The 17,534-nt window shown below is 32.0% G+C and carries 22 protein-coding genes; 16 read left to right on the top strand and 6 right to left on the bottom strand.

From position 1 onward, the window contains the following. Nucleotides 1–29 precede the first annotated feature (29 nt). Nucleotides 30–674, bottom strand: coding sequence for an NUDIX hydrolase (locus Z053_RS28180; protein ID WP_035095650.1), 645 nt, complete (start codon nucleotides 672–674; stop codon nucleotides 30–32). On the opposite strand from Z053_RS28180, the gene Z053_RS30680 reads away from it, so the two are divergent. Beyond that, on the top strand, nucleotides 668–1,426 hold the full coding sequence (locus Z053_RS30680; protein ID WP_025664678.1) for a peptidylprolyl isomerase: 759 nt from the start codon (nucleotides 668–670) through the stop codon (nucleotides 1,424–1,426). The two genes, Z053_RS28180 and Z053_RS30680, sit on opposite strands and share 7 nt — an antisense overlap. Before the next feature lie 550 nt (nucleotides 1,427–1,976). Here the strand turns inward: Z053_RS30680 and Z053_RS0108885 are convergent. Together Z053_RS0108885 and Z053_RS0108880 are read right to left on the bottom strand one after the other, a co-directional pair. Beyond that, complete coding sequence (locus tag Z053_RS0108885) at nucleotides 1,977–2,168, bottom strand: hypothetical protein (protein ID WP_025664677.1); 192 nt, start codon at nucleotides 2,166–2,168, stop codon at nucleotides 1,977–1,979. Nucleotides 2,169–2,501: 333 nt separating this feature from the next. After that, complete coding sequence (locus Z053_RS0108880) at nucleotides 2,502–3,218, bottom strand: RDD family protein (protein ID WP_025664676.1); 717 nt, start codon at nucleotides 3,216–3,218, stop codon at nucleotides 2,502–2,504. A gap of 36 nt (nucleotides 3,219–3,254) precedes the next feature. On the opposite strand from Z053_RS0108880, the gene Z053_RS28175 reads away from it, so the two are divergent. The 12 genes from Z053_RS28175 (at nucleotide 3,255) to Z053_RS0108820 (ending at nucleotide 14,276) form a co-directional block, all read left to right on the top strand. After that, on the top strand, nucleotides 3,255–4,217 hold the full coding sequence (locus Z053_RS28175; RefSeq protein WP_035095604.1) for a stage II sporulation protein M: 963 nt from the start codon (nucleotides 3,255–3,257) through the stop codon (nucleotides 4,215–4,217). Further along, entirely contained in the window at nucleotides 4,210–5,082 is an 873-nt protein-coding gene (locus Z053_RS0108870; protein ID WP_025664675.1) for a hypothetical protein, read from the top strand. The genes Z053_RS28175 and Z053_RS0108870 overlap by 8 nt, the downstream gene beginning before the upstream one ends. Before the next feature lies 1 nt (nucleotide 5,083). After that, nucleotides 5,084–5,833 carry a hypothetical protein gene (locus Z053_RS0108865; protein ID WP_025664674.1) on the top strand — a complete coding sequence of 250 codons (750 nt, stop codon included), beginning with the start codon at nucleotides 5,084–5,086 and terminating at the stop codon, nucleotides 5,831–5,833. A gap of 4 nt (nucleotides 5,834–5,837) precedes the next feature. Next, nucleotides 5,838–7,049 (top strand): DUF4350 domain-containing protein, encoded by a 1,212-nt coding sequence (locus tag Z053_RS0108860; RefSeq protein ID WP_025664673.1) that lies wholly within the window; start codon nucleotides 5,838–5,840, stop codon nucleotides 7,047–7,049. 30 nt (nucleotides 7,050–7,079) lie between these two features. Further along, nucleotides 7,080–8,120 (top strand): AAA family ATPase, encoded by a 1,041-nt coding sequence (locus tag Z053_RS0108855; RefSeq protein ID WP_025664672.1) that lies wholly within the window; start codon nucleotides 7,080–7,082, stop codon nucleotides 8,118–8,120. Nucleotides 8,121–8,125: 5 nt separating this feature from the next. Continuing rightward, on the top strand, nucleotides 8,126–9,457 hold the full coding sequence (locus Z053_RS0108850) for a DUF58 domain-containing protein (protein WP_025664671.1): 1,332 nt from the start codon (nucleotides 8,126–8,128) through the stop codon (nucleotides 9,455–9,457). A 109-nt stretch (nucleotides 9,458–9,566) separates the two neighbouring features. Continuing rightward, entirely contained in the window at nucleotides 9,567–10,550 is a 984-nt protein-coding gene (locus Z053_RS0108845) for an ankyrin repeat domain-containing protein (RefSeq protein WP_025664670.1), read from the top strand. Nucleotides 10,551–10,975: 425 nt separating this feature from the next. Then, on the top strand, nucleotides 10,976–11,179 hold the full coding sequence (locus tag Z053_RS0108840) for a hypothetical protein (protein WP_025664669.1): 204 nt from the start codon (nucleotides 10,976–10,978) through the stop codon (nucleotides 11,177–11,179). A gap of 14 nt (nucleotides 11,180–11,193) precedes the next feature. Continuing rightward, nucleotides 11,194–11,880, top strand: coding sequence for a HupE/UreJ family protein (locus Z053_RS0108835; protein WP_025664668.1), 687 nt, complete (start codon nucleotides 11,194–11,196; stop codon nucleotides 11,878–11,880). Between the two features lie 33 nt (nucleotides 11,881–11,913). Beyond that, entirely contained in the window at nucleotides 11,914–12,534 is a 621-nt protein-coding gene (locus Z053_RS0108830) for a hypothetical protein (RefSeq protein WP_241459813.1), read from the top strand. 191 nt (nucleotides 12,535–12,725) lie between these two features. Continuing rightward, nucleotides 12,726–13,148 carry a DUF2141 domain-containing protein gene (locus Z053_RS0108825; RefSeq protein ID WP_025664666.1) on the top strand — a complete coding sequence of 141 codons (423 nt, stop codon included), beginning with the start codon at nucleotides 12,726–12,728 and terminating at the stop codon, nucleotides 13,146–13,148. A gap of 177 nt (nucleotides 13,149–13,325) precedes the next feature. Continuing rightward, nucleotides 13,326–14,276: a LysR substrate-binding domain-containing protein gene (locus Z053_RS0108820; RefSeq protein WP_025664665.1), complete on the top strand. Its 951-nt coding sequence runs from the start codon at nucleotides 13,326–13,328 to the stop codon at nucleotides 14,274–14,276. A 15-nt stretch (nucleotides 14,277–14,291) separates the two neighbouring features. Here Z053_RS0108820 and Z053_RS0108815 read toward each other — a convergent pair whose 3' ends face one another. The 3 genes from Z053_RS0108815 to Z053_RS0108805 form a co-directional block, all read right to left on the bottom strand. After that, nucleotides 14,292–14,489 (bottom strand): hypothetical protein, encoded by a 198-nt coding sequence (locus Z053_RS0108815; RefSeq protein WP_025664664.1) that lies wholly within the window; start codon nucleotides 14,487–14,489, stop codon nucleotides 14,292–14,294. Nucleotides 14,490–14,624: 135 nt separating this feature from the next. After that, entirely contained in the window at nucleotides 14,625–15,425 is an 801-nt protein-coding gene (locus tag Z053_RS0108810; protein ID WP_025664663.1) for a TIGR00266 family protein, read from the bottom strand. 101 nt (nucleotides 15,426–15,526) lie between these two features. After that, a complete protein-coding gene (locus Z053_RS0108805; RefSeq protein ID WP_025664662.1) occupies nucleotides 15,527–15,988 on the bottom strand; it encodes a DUF4442 domain-containing protein in 462 nt (153 codons plus the stop codon). 153 nt (nucleotides 15,989–16,141) lie between these two features. Between Z053_RS0108805 and Z053_RS0108800 the strand changes: the two genes are divergently transcribed. From Z053_RS0108800 to Z053_RS0108790, 3 genes are all read left to right on the top strand, one after another. Continuing rightward, a complete protein-coding gene (locus Z053_RS0108800; RefSeq protein WP_025664661.1) occupies nucleotides 16,142–16,594 on the top strand; it encodes a DUF4870 domain-containing protein in 453 nt (150 codons plus the stop codon). Between the two features lie 4 nt (nucleotides 16,595–16,598). Further along, nucleotides 16,599–17,132 carry a zinc metalloprotease gene (locus Z053_RS0108795; protein WP_025664660.1) on the top strand — a complete coding sequence of 178 codons (534 nt, stop codon included), beginning with the start codon at nucleotides 16,599–16,601 and terminating at the stop codon, nucleotides 17,130–17,132. A 66-nt stretch (nucleotides 17,133–17,198) separates the two neighbouring features. Then, a complete protein-coding gene (locus tag Z053_RS0108790) occupies nucleotides 17,199–17,534 on the top strand; it encodes a PadR family transcriptional regulator (RefSeq protein ID WP_025664659.1) in 336 nt (111 codons plus the stop codon).

Below are 17,534 nucleotides of genomic sequence, written 5' to 3'. Positions count from 1 at the left end.
GTTGTATTAGGAATGCCAAATATACAAAATCATAATGCTATTGACGTCTTTAAAAGCATTTTAAGCTCACTTAACATCATTGCAGTTGCCCCCCAGACTACGTAACCGTTTAGTTCAAAGGAAGGTACCTCTATATTCTTTGCATAAGAAGTAGTTAATTTTTTAAAAACAACATTATCTTCATTAAGAAGTTCTGTTAACGGAACCTCAATAACTTTTGCAACTTCTTCTTTCTGGCGGATAAAATTGGGTCTTCTGTCAGAAAAACCTAAAAACGGATGTACCCAAAAATTAGAAGGAGGGATATATACTTTTGTTAGGGATTTAATAATAGTAACAGTATTAGGCTTTACTCCTACTTCTTCATGAGTTTCTCGTAGTGCTGTCTCTGTATAGTTTACATCATACATCTCTACTTTTCCTCCCGGCAATGCAATCTGCCCCGAATGTACTCCTTCGTATTCGGGTCGTAAAATCAGTACAAGATGAGTTATGGTATTCTTTGGGTAAAAAAACATCATCACTGCTGCATTTCTAGGGCTTCTCTCTTCAATTTTAAGATGATTCAATGCTTTCATACGAGCTTCTGGAGCCATAATAAAATGGGAAGATTCTCCCGGTACTGACATTTTTTCTATTTTTGGGATTAAATTCTTAAATGTTTCAAATGTCATTTACCAAATCAATTTTATGCTTTTGCGTATCTATTTTCATATTCTCTAGTTGTGAAGATACACATTCTAAGAAAAATAAACAGGATGTAAAAACAAATACAGATTCAATTTCTGTAAATGACAAAAAGGGAAAAGAAGATACCACAGCAGCGCAGAATGAAAAAAAATCGGATAACGAAAATAAAGATACTGAAGAAGAGCCATTTAGACTCACTAATGATAATTTAGAGGAATTCCTGACTAATTATGGTAAAGAAAATCCAGAAACATTAGTTAATATAAAAACTATACACGGTGATATTCATATCAAATTATACAAAAAGACACCTATACACAGAGCAAATTTTATTTACCTGGTAAAACAGAAATATTTTGATGAAACTTTTTTCTATCGTGTCGCCAAAGGTTTTGTGATCCAGGGAGGTAATAGTGATCGCCAACAAATGGCAAACAAACGCCATGAAATTGGAGACTATACCATTCCGCAGGAACCTGTAAAAGGTTTAAGACACACCAGAGGAACTGTTGCTTTATCCAAACAATGGGTAGATAATCCATCAAATCGCTCCACTCCATTCGAATTCTTTATTGTAATTGCCAAAAATGGAGCTTTTCATCTAGATGGAGAGCATACGATTTTTGGAAAAGTTGTAAAAGGAATGGATGTGGCCGATAAAATCTCTAATGTTCCTACAGATGGCAGCGAATGGCCAAAAGAAAATATTTTTATAAAAGCAGAAGTGATTAAGTAAACTACCTCAGGGTAAGCCCATGAGGCATTGGATTGAAAAATGATTTAGATTTCGAGGCAAGCCTCGGAGCATTTAAATCTCGATTATCGAGTAAAATCCCAAACAAGAAAAAGAAAAAAGCGGACCTAAGTCCGCTTTTAAAAATTTAGCACGGTGCAGCAATAGTCTCGCATTGACATGTGTTATGTGTTCCCACGGCCCACTTTACACGTTCCTTATACGGTCCCATAGGGTGTGCCAACCCGCCTTTTACCTGTGCAATAGTCTTTTTGTTTAATTCTAATTTTTTAAAATTCATTTTTTTCATGTTATAAAAGTTTTATGATTTATACCATCATATCAACAAGAAAAAAAATTGTTACCCTAAAAAAGAAACTATTTTGATAAAAACTGAAGAGAAGGAATAAAACAAAGGAGAAATTGGTTTTGCAGTATCTAGCTAGACCTAAGTTTATTCCTGTTTATTAAAAAAGAAAAAGCCCTGTGAAAGGGCTTTTTAAAGTAAGTTTTAAATACTTCTTTTATGATGATTACCGTTGGTATTATCATCTTAGAAAGCAGGACCACAACCACTGTAATTCAGACACTTTTCAAATTTATTATCATTTGTCGGGTGTTGTTCATCACATGCAGCAAATACTACACTACAATCTGTTCCTCTCATTTTTCCTCCTGATACACGTTTTAGGTTACTTCTGGTTAATGATTTAACGCCATTAATTTTTAAAATAGATTTTAACATGATTATTGTTTTAAGAATTAATTTGTTGGTTGTTTTTTAAAGTCGCTTACAACTTTTACGACTATTTTCGCGAAAATATTTTACAACATCATAACATGTTGTGTGTTATAAAGATACGGTAACAGTATACTGTATTGAAAGGTGTGGTACTAAGCATTTATAAATCTTAACTTATCAATTTATAAATCTTAACTTCTATTTTTATTACATCCTTATGGGTAATTCAAGACAAAAAAAGGTACTTAGAAAAAGAAAGCATTTTTATGAAAGCTGAAGGGATAAACAACTAGCTCAATATGCTCTAAGAGTTTCATTAATTAGGCTATCTAAAAATTACAACTTCTGTGTATAATAATTATAATCGGCAATTACGCGATCTACGAATTGTAATGGTTTTTCTTGTGGAGTAACATCCATCAAAGCACTTACTTTTTTAGAAAGTTCGAGAATGATATTATGATCTGCATCTCGTCTTGCCTCTGTATAAATAGTTTTTATTTTACGCATCTCTGCATCACTAAAAACAGTAACCTGGGGATACATGGCCACATAGTCTTCTGGGATATCGACTAATATGGTTTGGTTAAATCGTACACGTTGCCGCTCACTAATCACAGTAGTACCTGCTGCCATATCTCCCAGGCGTTGTCCTTTACCATTTAATAAAATAGAGACAACGGCAACACCACCAAATGCCAAAGTAATATCTAATAAACGAAGTAACCATCGCACCAGGTAATTCGAAAAAGCAGGTCTTGCCCCATCCATACGGGCCACTTTTATTTTCATCGTTGCTTTACCCGGAGTTTTACCATCCCAAAATGTTTCCCATAGTATAAAATATAAGAACGGAGGTAAACTTAAAATTAACCAAAAAGCCCATTCATCTCCATAATCAAGGCTTAATGCTCCAATCATAAATATAGCAATGATAAAATATGTTATGATAATCAAAAGATCAATAAGATACGCTAGAATACGCTCTCCAATTCCGGCAGCATTTTGCTGTATACTAACATTTTGAGCAGTTTCTATTTGAAAATTATCCATTAATTATGTTTCTTTGAGCCTCTTAATCTTCGATACATGCGTGAGGCGGCTTTTGTGAGGCAAAATAAAGATAAATGGTTAAAATTTGAAAGTGTTCTGGTTAATAATGCTCAAATAACTCCAGATGAGCTTTCTAATTTATATATAGAGATAACTGATCACCTTAGTTATGCTCAGACATTTTATCCAAATAGTCAAACTCTTAATTATTTAAATGGTTTAGCATCTAGTGCTCACCAAAAAATCTATAAAACAAAAAAAGAGAAAAAAAATCGGTTGTATTCTTTTTGGGTTAAAGAATTTCCTTTAGAATTCTATCAATATCAAAAACACTTACTCATTGCATTTCTAATTTCTGTTTTATTTACGGCCATAGGAGCATATTCTTCTGCTACAGACGGAGCTTTTGTAAGATCAATCTTAGGTGATGCTTATGTAAATATGACCTTAGAGAATATTGCTAACGAAGATCCCATGGCAGTATACAAACAAATGGGAGAAACCAATATGTTTTTGGGGATAACCCTTAACAATATCAAAGTAGCACTTAATTGCTTTATTCTAGGAGTACTATTCGGGATAGGAACTATATATATGCTGATGCAAAATTTTATAATGCTAGGTTCTTTTCAGTATTTTTTCTACGAGAAAGGATTGCTTTGGGAGAGTGCCCGCACAATATGGATTCATGGTACGATTGAAATTTCTGTGATTATTATTGCAGGATGTGCAGGTCTGGTTGTAGGAAACTCTATTTTATTTCCAAAAACGTATACTCGACTTACTTCTTTTGTTAAAGGAATTAAAGCAGGGTTAAAAATTGTGATTAGCACAGTTCCCTTTTTTATATTAGCAGGGTTTTTAGAAGGCTTTGTCACCAGACATACAGAAATGCCCGATTGGCTGGCTATTTTAATCATATCTGGGTCGTTAGCCCTAATCTTGTTTTATTATGTAATTTACCCCAGACAACTTTATAACAGACTAAAAAATGAATAATAACTACATAGAATTTAAGAAAAAAAGAGAATTAGGAGATATCCTAACAGATACTTTTGCTTTTATACGACAAAATGGTAAATCATTGCTATCTGTTTTGTTAAAAACTTCGGGAATCCCCTTTATATTGCTCTTACTTGCTTCTGCATATTACACGCATTCTTCTGCCAATATTTTTGATCCGGTGAGTATTAGAAATGGTGGAATGTATAATTCGGGAACCCTTATTATTGCTCTTTTTGCAATGTTGGCAACGTTACTCGTATTTTATGCATTACTTTTTGGTACCGTTTTACACTATATTAAAAATTATATAGACAACAAAGGTAATGTCGATCTTGAAGTTATATTACATGGAGTAAAAAAAGATTTTGGAAATATTATCGGATTAGGAATTCTTTCGGGATTGATTACCTTTTTTGGTTTTATGCTTTGTGCTATTCCTGGTATTTATTTATATGTCCCTATGAGCTTGGTTTTTTCAATTCTGGTATTTCGGGGTACTAGTATTTCTGATGCGATCAATGATAGTTTCCTTCTCGTAAAAAACGAATGGTGGATTACCTTTGCCACACTTTTCATTATTGCTATCCTTATAGGAGTAATAGGCTTTGTATTTTCTATTCCAGCATTAATCTATACCTTTACAAAAACATTTACTGCTGCTTCAGAAGGATCTTTGGCTGATCCATCTACTATGTTTGATTGGGTTTTTATCGCCTTAAACACCTTATCATCAGCAGCTCAATATATACTATATATTATCACCGCAATTTCTACTGCATTTATATATTATAATTTGAATGAAAGAAAACACGCTACAGGCGCATTAGAACAAATTGATTCTTTAGGTAAATCAGAATAAATTGAAAATTCTTTACTACGTCTTATTTTTTCTACCACTCTTTTTATCAGCAAGAGTTCAGGATAGTACTGCAATATCTAATCCCCAGGAGTTAGTTTATGATCTCGACTCTCAGCAAAAAGCACCACAGTTTGATCATCAAAAAATAGAGGAGTTTAAAACACAAGATGATTTTGATTATACCGAATATCAAGAACCTGATAATTGGTGGACGCAGTTTAAGAACTGGGTGACTCAACTCTGGAATCGATTTATCTCGTGGCTATTTGGTACAGAAAAAGTAACCGGATTCTGGGCTATAGTTTTTAGACTACTCCCCTATCTTTTGATTATAGGTGTATTATTTTTATTAGGTTGGTTGTTTATGAAAGTGAATCCATCGGATATGCTTCTTGAAAAACAACTTGCCCCGCAGATAGAACTAACAGAAGATGAAGATATTATTCAAAATCAAGATATTCAACAATTGATTGATCAGGCTTTGCAGCATAAAAATTATAGATTGGCAATTCGATATTATTATCTATTTGTACTAAAAAAGTTATCCGATGTAGAATTAATTCAATGGGAAGCTCAAAAAACTAATACTGATTATATCAAGGAGTTAGCAGACGACTCGGTACAACGTCAATTTAAATCCATCACCAAATTATATGATTTTATCTGGTACGGTAGCTTTGAGGTTAATGAAAAATTATACCTGAAAGCTGAAAAAGAGTTTACTTCAATAACCCATCTTATCCAACGTTAATGTGATGACCAAAAGCTCTAAAATATTAATCATCATCATTATAGCAGCTATTGGTATACTCACCTATATTGAAGCTAGTGAACCCGAACCTGTAAACTGGTATCCCAGTTATGCAAAGACAGATAAAATTCCTTTGGGCTCCTTTGTATCTTATAATTTAATAAAGGAATCTTTTGATACCCAAGGATTACAAGATATAAACCAACCTCCTTACGAGTTTCTTAACGATAATGATTCTATATCCGGAACTTACTTTTTTATTAATGGATCGATCAACTTTGATAAAAATGAGCTAAATACCCTATTAAAATGGGTTGAAAACGGGAACACATTATTTGTATCGGCAAAAACTATAGAAAATCGATTATTAGACACTCTTAATATTGAGACAGATAATCTTATATCTATAGATAACATATCTACTAAACCTCTTATTGAATTGGTTAATAAAGAGCTTAAAACGCAGTCTCCCTTTTTGTATGATCAAGATATTTATAATCCATATTTTAATGAATTAGATACGATAAATGCTACTATTTTAGGAGTTACACAATTATATAATGATACATTAAAGGTCAAAGACCCAAAAGTAAACTATATACAACAATCTTTTGGTAAAGGGAAAATTCTATTACATACTTTTCCCGAGGCCTTTGGGAATTATTTTATGCTAACAGACAAGAATTATCAATATACTCAAAACCTTTTGGCATATATAAATCCCAATCAAAAAATACTATGGGATAATTATTATAAATCAGGAAAAACATTTTATACCTCTCCACTTTTCTTGCTTTTAAATAATCGCTACCTCAAATGGGCATACTACTTTGTGCTTATTGGAGTAGTACTTTTTGTAATTTTTGAAGGAAAACGAAAACAACGTAGTATTCCGATTATAGAACCTTTAAAAAATCAGACTTTATCTTTTACAAAGACGATTAGCGGAATGTATTTTGAAAAAGGGAAGCATAAAGAAATTGCTACGAAGCAAAACCTCCTATTTTTGGATTATGTACGTAACGTGCTTAGAATTCCGACAAATGAACTCAATGAAAAAACAATAATCGATATTGCTGCCAGAAGTAATAATAGCATAGAGGATACCAAAATATTATTTAAATATTTTGATGAACTAAATAAAAAAGTAAAAATCGAAAAAGAAGATTTATTAAAGCTTTATGAGTTAATAAGCATATTCAAAAGCCGATCTTAAAAAACGATATATCATTTAAACGAATCATAAATGGAAAACGAAGAAATTAAAAATAACACAAACCCGGAGCAAGCTTCTGAGGCAGCCTCTCAAGAGCAAAACCTAAGTTTTCAGAACAGGATAGATCTTAGTGAACTACAACAATCTGTAGAAAAACTAAAGGCAGAATTGGCAAAGGTAATTGTGGGGCAGCAGGATTTTATCGAGTTATTAATTGTATCCCTGTTATCTAATGGTCATGTTTTAATCGAAGGAGTACCTGGGATTGCAAAAACGGTAACTGCCAAATTATTTGCAAAAACACTAAAGACTGATTTTAATCGAATTCAATTCACTCCAGATCTTATGCCAAGTGATGTATTAGGAACTTCTGTACTTAATATGAAAACAAGTGACTTTGAATTTAAAAAAGGGCCTATTTTTTCTAATATGGTTCTTATTGATGAAATTAATCGTGCTCCCGCCAAAACTCAGGCAGCTTTGTTTGAAGTAATGGAAGAAAGACAAGTAACTATAGATGGTATTCGATACCCTATGGATCCTCCTTTTATGGTATTAGCAACCCAAAATCCCGTAGAACAAGAAGGAACTTATGCCTTGCCAGAAGCACAATTAGATCGGTTTTTATTTAAAATAAAGGTAGATTACCCTACTTTTGAAGATGAAGTAAATATCTTAAAAACCCATCATGAGAGAAAAACAGCAAAACCTTTAGAGATGGTTGACCCGGTAATTACTCCAAAGCAATTACTAGAATTTAAAGCAAAAACACAAGATGTAATCATCGAAGAGAAAATCCTGGGATATATTGCCGAGATTGTCACCAAAACCAGAACTCATCCACATTTATATTTAGGAGGTTCTCCACGGGCATCAATTGCTGTTATGAATGCCTCAAAAGCTTTTGCTGCAATTAACGGGAGAGATTTTGTTACCCCAGAGGATATAAAAAAATCTCTTTTCCCTGTGTTACGTCATCGTTTGATTTTATCACCAGAACGTGAAATGGAAGGAATGACGACAGAAAATGTTATAGAAATGATCCTGCAATCTGTAGAAATACCACGCTAGTTTTGATCCAATTTTTAAAATCACTATATCTAAGCTCCAGAGTATTTTATATACTCACGCTAATATCAGTATTGTTTTTATTATCATACTGGTTTACTCCAATATATCCAATTGTCTGGTTATTGGTATGGGGATTAATAATTGTTTTTCTGTTTGATATTGTGGCTTTATATAATACTAGAAATGGAATTCATGCCAATAGGATTTTACCAAATAAGTTTTCTAATAGTGATTTTAATGCTGTTCCAGTACGAATAAAAAGTAATTATAAATTTTCGACCTATGTAGAGGTTATCGATGAGATCCCTGTGCAATTTCAAAAACGTGATTTCCTTAAAAAAGGAAGCATCTCTCCTAAGTCAATTTTAGATTTCGAATACTCATTACGCCCTGTAAAACGAGGAGAATATATCTTCGGAAATTTATATGTATATGCCATGACCAGAATAGGCCTTGCAAAACGTCGTTATAGTTTTGATAAAGCTGCAATGGTAAAAGTATATCCTTCTTTTATCCAGATGAAAAAGTATGATTTTTTGGCTATTGATAATAAGTTGACTCAAATAGGACTTAAAAAAATACGACGTATTGGACATACAATGGAGTTTGAGCAAATCAAAGAATATGTAATCGGTGATGATGTTCGTACCATTAACTGGAAAGCTTCGGCAAAACACGGTAACTTAATGATTAATCAATTTCAGGATGAAAAATCTCAACCTATATATTCTATAATCGATGCCAGTCGTGTTATGAAAATGCCTTTTAAAGAATTAAGTCTCCTGGATTATGCAGTTAATAGTACACTGGCTTTTTCTAATATTGCCTTAAAAAAACATGATAAAGTTGGGATGTTATCTTTTTCTAATACAGTAAATGATTTTTTGCCGTCTAGCGGAAAAAAAACATACATCAATACGATTTCTGAAACCCTTTATAATGTTAAGACCCAATTTCTTGATTCTGATTATGGATTGCTATATACTCATGTTAAACGACAAATAAATCACAGAAGTTTACTTTTGTTATATACTAATTTTGAACATCTATCCTCTTTAAAAAGGCAACTTCCGTATTTACGGGCATTAGCAAAAAAACATGTATTGGTAGTGATTTTCTTTCAGAATACAGAGCTTGATCATCTTATTGAACAAAATGCCGAGGATCTACAAACCATTTATGATCAAACTATTGCACAACAATTTGCATATGACAAAAAAGTAATGGTAAAAGAGTTACAAAAACATGGGATACAAACGGTATTAACTACCCCAGAAAACCTTACCGTTAATACTATTAATAAATACCTTGAGATCAAAGCCAGGGGGTTATTATAATTTTAGAAACCTACCTTCTCTACAAAATGTAATGTTTTTATATTAATTTTTGATCAGATATTAGATACTAATAAAGAAGGATAGCCGCTGTGCTAATCTATAAAAAATTATGACAGAATTTAACAGTTTAGACATATCAGATATTAATCAAATTAAAGAGAAAATTGCTCAAGGAATTGATATTAATATAACCGACTCCTATGGTGAAACTATGCTTCACAAGGCTGCTTATTATCAGGAAATAGATGTTGTTAAATTACTTATTGAAGAAGGTATTAATATCAATGCAGTAAATAGTAATGGTGCAACCGCACTGATAAAAGCTTCAGACAGAAATGAAGAAATTAGCCAATATCTTATTGAAAACGGTGCTAATGTTACTAGTAAAGAAGGAAAAAAGTATGATGGATTCTCTGCCCTTCATTATGCTGCCCGTAAAGGGTTACATAATCTAGTTAAACTATTACTGGTAAATGGTGCAAAAGTAGATGAGTTGAGTAATCATAAAAGTACACCTTTTAATGAAGCCATTTGTTTTAATCAAATAGAATGTGCTGATATTTTATTAGCAAACGGTGCCAACATCGATAATAGATATAATAGTATGTATCATAAAGATATTGGGGCTTTACATTTTGCAATTAATGGTGGGTATGTTTATAGTAAAAGTTTGGTAAAATACCTTATAACAAATAATGCAGATGTAATGCTAAAGAATGGTGAAGGAATATCTGTTCTGCATCTTGCTGCTCAAGATCAAAATAATGTTTTGACAATCCAATTACTAAATGCGGCTCCCAATATTAATGCAGTTGATGCAAATGGTAAAACCATAATGCATCATGCAGCATTTAACCGAAACATATCGGTTTTAAAAAAAATACTCAAAACAAAAGAGGTCGATCTAAATATCAAAGATAATGATGGCCACCCTCCTCTCTATTATGCCGAAAATGAAAAAAATGCTGCACTCATTATTGCTGCTGGCGCCGTTTATGATGATAGTAAAAAAGCATCAGAACTTTTTATGAATCTATATAGTGAATACCTTAACAAAGAAATCATTACTAAAGAACTAATGAAAATTAAATAAGAAACTTATTTCATTCCCAAATAGAATATATTTGAATTATATACTCCCAAAATATGCATTAAAAATTTCGAGAGCAATACTAAAAATAGGTACTCTAAATCAATACAAAAAAAGCTTCTTTAATTAGAATTTGTTTACTACCTATGCAACTATAAAATCATTATTTTCTGTTTTCTATTTTTATAGAATATTCATACCACTAAGAGATATACATTCTTTGTGGCAATCTTAGAAAAAAACTATATTTACCATGTAAGCAACACTATTTTTACTTATTAAATCATACATACTAAAAATGATGATTTTTTGTTTTAGAAATTAAGGAGAAGATACATTTTTAATCAAAAAATTAAGTTAGTTAAATAGTATTACTTCAAAAAATTAAAAGAAACTTATTAGAATTAACTCATCTAAAAAACACAAACATGACAATTAAAAAATCAATGATCACAGCCGTTTTAGCTTTAGCAATTTTAGGGGCTTGTACAGAGAAAAAAGAAAAAAAAGAAGAAAGCACAGATCCTGCTAAAGTAGAAGCTACTCAAGAATCAACAACAGAGGTTGACGAAGCTGAAAAAGCAAGATTAGATAGTATCCGACAAGTAAAAGAACACGGACACGCACATTAATCTATATTGCAACAATGTTTAAAAACACTACAACATTCTTTACATTTCTAGTGCTTGTGTTGGTTTCAATAACAGCAAATGCACATGGTGTTGATGATGAGACACAGTCTTTTTTATTAGGAAATAAAGGAATCGCTTTTGGTCCCTTTCTATACATTGGCGCAAAACATATGATAACGGGATATGACCACCTACTTTTTTTGGTAGGGGTCATTTTCTTTTTGTACAGAACAAAAGAAATACTATTATACATAAGTTTTTTTACAATCGGTCATAGTCTTACCCTATTACTTGGCGTCATGGCAGATATTAATGTAAATGCTTTTTTAATAGATGCTATTATCGCTTTATCGATTGTATATAAAGGGTTTGATAACCTGGGAGGGTTTAAACAATTTTTTAAGAAACAACCCAATACTAAAATAGCCGTATTAATTTTTGGATTGTTTCATGGTTTTGGACTAGCAACCAAATTACAAGAATTTAAGTTTGATAAAGAAGGGTTATTTGTAAATCTAATCGGTTTTAATATTGGGGTAGAAATAGGGCAGTTTTTGGCTTTAGGATTAGTTCTTATACTTTTAGGAATCTGGAGAAGATATAACAGTTATGTTAAATTTTCTAATCTCACCAATATACTTCTCATGGCAGCAGGTTTTCTATTGTTTGGATTTCAAATGACAGGATATTTTATGACATAACACTAAATTATGACAACAAATAATACTCACATAATGAATAAAAAGCAACTTATAAAATCAATTTTTATAGCGTTGTTTATTGGTTTTGTCGTGCTTATAACAGCAGTTTTACCTGCAGAATATAATATAGACCCGCTAGGAACAGGAAAACTCTTTGGGTTTAGTCGATTGTATGTAAATGATACTGAAAAAATAGAGACAATAGATACAGAACCAGTATCTCAATTAAATTTCAAGAAACTGAAATTAGAAAAATTAGGTTCTGCACCTAACGTACCTAAACCTGTAGAAGCAAACAATCCACCACCATTAGAACAATTTACAGAACAAAATGATACTATTCATGTTACTGTTCCTGCAGGAAAAGGTATAGAATACAAGTTTAAAGCATTAAAATATGGAAGTATAAAATATGAATGGAGTACTGCAAGTGATGCTATTGTTTATATAGATTTTCATGGAGAAGTAAAACAAGAAAATCCTCCCGAAAATGTATTTTATGAGAGTTATACTCTGGCATACTCTAACAATATGGCTGGAACATTTACAGCCCCTTTTGAAGGTAAACACGGTTGGTATTTCAGAAACAACAACAAAGAAGATATTATCATAACGATAAGATTAAAAGGGCAATACAAGCTATTTGATAAATAAAACTTTGGATTTCTGATTACCATCTTCAACCCACTGGACATATAATTTCACAGCTCTTTATCCCACATAGTTATTTTTAAATTACATTTCATCCTATAAAAATGACAACTGAGGAGTTTCTTATTGTTCTCAAATAAAGATTTATAGACTTTTGACTCATCAAAAAACAAATAACTATAAAACTTTATCATATGAAAACTCTAGCATTATTAGCCGCGCTTTTAGTTTCTAACTTTCTTCTTCACGCTCAAGAAAAAACTAAAGGAGTAACCATTACAGTAACCGTTCCCAACATAACAAGTTCTGAAGGAGAAGTTATTTTTGGGCTTTATGATGAAAATACTTTTATGAAAGCTGCACCAATCAAAGGTGAAAAAAGCACAATTGTAGATGGTGTAGCAAAAATTACTTTTTCTAATGTTCCCGAAGGAGTATTTGCTATTACATGTTTTCATGATGTGAATGGAAATAATCGAATGGATTTTGAACCTGGCGGAATGCCAAAAGAAGATTATGGTGTATCTAATAACAATATGAGTTATGGTCCACCATTATGGGGTGAAGCCAAATTCGAAGTAAACTCAGAAAACCTGGAACTAGAAATTAGAATGTAATTAGAAATCTATATTCATCAATCAAAACCTAACTAACAGGTATATTTAAAAAGGAATTGCATCTCATCTATGCTATTCCTTTTTTGTTTCAAAAACAATAGATAAAACAAATTTTTAATAATTATTTAATAAATAATATCAATAGCTTTTATATTTTTGTTCCCCAAAACACAGACCATGACCATAACACAATTAAAATATGTTTTAGCGGTAGCAGAACACAAAAATTTTACGAAGGCTGCAGAGAAAACTTTTGTGACTCAACCTACACTAAGTATGCAAATTCAAAAGCTTGAAGAAGAGTTAGATATTCTCATCTTTGATCGTAGTAAAAAACCTATTGAACTTACAGAAGTTGGCAACAAACTTGTTCAACAAGCAAAAAATATCGTAAACGAGAGCGAACGAATTCAGGATATTGTAGATCAACAAAAAGGGTTCATTGGTGGTGAATTTAAATTAGGGGTTATTCCTACCGTAATGCCTACTCTTTTACCTATGTTTTTAAACAATTTTATAAAAAAATATCCAAAGGTAAAATTAAAAATAGAGGAGTTACATACAGAAGCTATAATTGAACGTCTTCTAGATGGTCACCTGGATGCGGCAATTGCAGCAACTCCTTTAGAAAACGAAAATATAAAAGAGCGTGTTTTATACTACGAACCATTTGTAGGATATATTCCTTCTACTCATAGACTAAATCAAAAGAACAAAATTGATATTACTGATCTTGATATCGATGATATGCTTCTTCTTGAGGACGGTCATTGTTTTAGAGATGGAATTATTAACCTGTGTAAGACTAAGAAAAGTTATGAGGAAGATCATTTTCAATTAGAAAGCGGTAGTTTTGAGACTCTTATAAAGCTTGCTAATGAAGGTCTGGGAATGACACTTCTACCCTATTTGCATACTTTAGATATAAAGAATGGTGAAAAAAGTAATCTTCATTACTTTAACGAGCCTTCTCCTGCGAGAGAAGTGAGTTTAATTTTTAATAAAAGTGAACTTAAAATGCAAATTATTGATGCTTTGCATTCTACTATTGCTGGTGTTGTAAAAGGAGCGATTACTTTTCAAAATGTAAAAATCATTAGCCCTATGGCAAAAATAAAAAGCGACTAGAAAGTCGCTTTTTTTTTATGATTTTAAATAGATTAAACAAGATTGCAATTCTGGTTGTTTAACTGTTAATGATTGAATCCAGATTTTTAATTCTTCAATCTCGTGAGGAAGTAGTCTGTTTAGTGCTTTTAAAACTTCCTTAGTAAAAAGATTAACATCAAAACTTACTTTTTTAAGCACAGTTTTTGTGTAATCAAACATTGCTCTAGCCATAAATTAATAGGGGTTTAAAAAATGTTAGGTTTAAACAAGTAATTGTAGGAATAATCTTATAGTTTTTAAAGTTGTTCTAGCTAATATATGTAAATAAAACCAAAAAAACAGTCTTTTAGCGCATATTTAACAGTGTTAAAAACTATTATCGCCATCTAAAAGATCTCCTAAACCACCTAGAATACTGCCTTCGCCTTTACTTTTCCCTCCTCCTCTGGGGGCCAATGCCAATACTCTATTAGCAAGTCTGCTAAATGGTAAAGATTGTATATACACAACTCCTGGACCAGTTAATGTAGCAAAAAACAATCCTTCTCCTCCAAAAATAGTATTCTTAATCCCTCCTACAAATTCTATATCATATTGTACTCCCTTAGAAAATCCAATAATACAACCTGTATCTACCTTTAGTTTTTCGCCTGGCTGTAGTTCTTTTCGAGAAGTAGTTCCTCCTGCATGAACAAAGGCCATACCATCACCTTCTAATTTCTGCATAATAAAACCTTCGCCACCAAATAATCCTCTACCTAATTTTCTAGAAAACTCTATTCCTACAGAAACTCCTTTGGCTGCACATAAAAATGCATCTTTTTGGCAAATAAATTTCCCTCCATAATTAGTTAGATCTACAGGTATAATCTTTCCCGGATACGGAGAAGCAAAACTTACTTTCTTTTTTCCACCCACCTGATTATAAAAAGCGGTCATAAACAAGCTTTCCCCTGTTAGTAATCGTTTACCGGCTCCAAATATTTTGCCAAGAACTCCAGTATCTTTTGCAGAACCATCACCAAAAATCGTGTCCATCTTTATACCGTCATCCATCATCATAAAACTTCCTGCTTCTGCAATCACTCCTTCTTGTGGATCCAGTTCTATTTCTACATACTGCATTTCTTCCCCTATAATTTCGTAGTCGATTTCGTGTGCTGTCATATTTTTTAAATGTTTATAGTATATGATTAATGAATAGTTTCTTTATGAGTAAACGAATTTCATAAAGTGTTACAGTCTAATCATTTTTTGTTGTAAAATTTTCACTTTTCATTCTTTACTTTAACTGTCCATTCAAAATTAAACGTAGAAACTTCAATACCGTCCTGATTAGTTCCTATTGATTTCATCCAAACCGTTTGCCCCTCACCTGTTTCAATTGTTTTTTTAATCGCATCCGCTACCAAATGTCCATCGGTACACACAAAAGTGATTCTACCTGTAGCTTTTTTAGTATATGTAGCATTATTGCTTGCTACCAGCATTGATATCTTTTTTCCACTGTCTCTTATATATCCTGTTACCAAGGCTCCGGTAGTTAATTCTGCCGCCATTCCCTGCACTGCCCAAAACATAGATTTAAAAGGGTTTTGGTTTATCCATCGATGTTTTACACTAACAGTACAGCTTGTTGTATCTATATTTTTAACCCTTACACCACATAGCCATGCAGAGGGTAACTTAAATAATAAGAATGCATTAAGTTTTCTAGGAGTAATATCCATGAGTTTTATTTTTAGTTCTCACAATATAGGTAAAAGAAATAGTCAAGAAAAGAGCAGAAAATCTTAAATTTATGTTAAATTATGGTACTATGTTTTGCATAATACCTTTTTTTAACCATATATTTGCATAAGAAACTATTATATACTTTTACAATGTCAATCAAAAATCACAAAAATATCGCAACGTTTATGCATCTAGGTGCATTCTCAAAATACTTTATTCCTTTTGGAAATTACATAGTTCCGATATTACTATGGACTACCAATAAGGATAAATCGGATTTTATAGATGATCATGGTAAGGAAGCCATCAATTTTCAATTAAGTATTCTATTATATACTGTAATACTGGGAATATTTTCTTTTCCGTTTTTTATCTTTCATGTCTTTGGAGATGCTACCATTACAGATTTATTTCATTTTAATGATTTTTCTATCAATTTTTCTGATGCAGGAGGTTTTAGAACTCTTATGGGAGCATCGTTTATCGGAATTATAGCACTAATCGGTTTTTTTCTGGAAATAATTTTTGTTATCACTGCTGCTTTAAAAGCAAACAAAGGAGAAAGTTACAGATACCCATTATCTATACGATTTATAAAATAATATAATGAAGCAAACAATTAACATAAAATATATTTTGATAACTGCTCTTGCTGTTCTGTTGTCCTTCTTTTTTCATGAATTGGCACATTTACTTACAGGAAAGTTATTAGGATATCCTATGAAGATGACACTTAATTCGGCTTTCTTAGCAGAGGGAGAGTATACATCAGTATGGCATGAATATTTGGTAAGCGCATCAGGGCCTATTTTTACTATACTAACAGCATTTGTGTTTTTTTATGTGATCAGAAATACAAAAAACACATATTGGTATCCATTCTTATTCTTTGCATTTTCATTTAGGTTAATGGCCATGATTGTATCAATTTTTAACCCTAATGATGAAGCTCGAATAAGCCAATGGCTCGGACTTGGACAATGGATACTACCGTTAATTGTATGTTTTACTTTATTTTTTCTTGTTATAAAAACGTCAAAAGAACAGGGATATAGTTCAAAATTTAACCTAATCAATTATATTTTAACCTCTGTTTTTATTGCCGGTGTAGTACTCTCTGATCAATATTTTTTAAAATAATCATCAATCATCAAATACTAAACATCAATCAAAAAATGAACAGTTTAACTTTTAAAAATTAGTTTTATGAAGATCGAAAACACAAAAGCGCAAATGCGCAAAGGTGTTCTGGAATATTGCATACTTTCTATCCTTAAGGACGATGATGCCTATGTAGCTGAAATTTTAGAAACCCTTAAAGACGCAAAGATGCTTGTGGTAGAAGGCACGATATATCCCTTATTAACTAGACTCAAAAACGCTGGATTACTGAGTTATCGCTGGGAAGAATCTACGTCGGGACCACCACGAAAATATTACGGACTCACAGAAACAGGAAAATTGTTTCTTAGCGAATTAAATACCACTTGGGACGAATTACGGAATGCTGTAAATCTGGTAACCAAACAAAAAAAGAAGTAA

The organism is Aquimarina megaterium XH134, assembly GCF_000520975.1.
GTDB classification, from domain to species: domain Bacteria; phylum Bacteroidota; class Bacteroidia; order Flavobacteriales; family Flavobacteriaceae; genus Aquimarina; species Aquimarina megaterium.
This window is presented reverse-complemented; position numbering and strand designations above follow the sequence as displayed.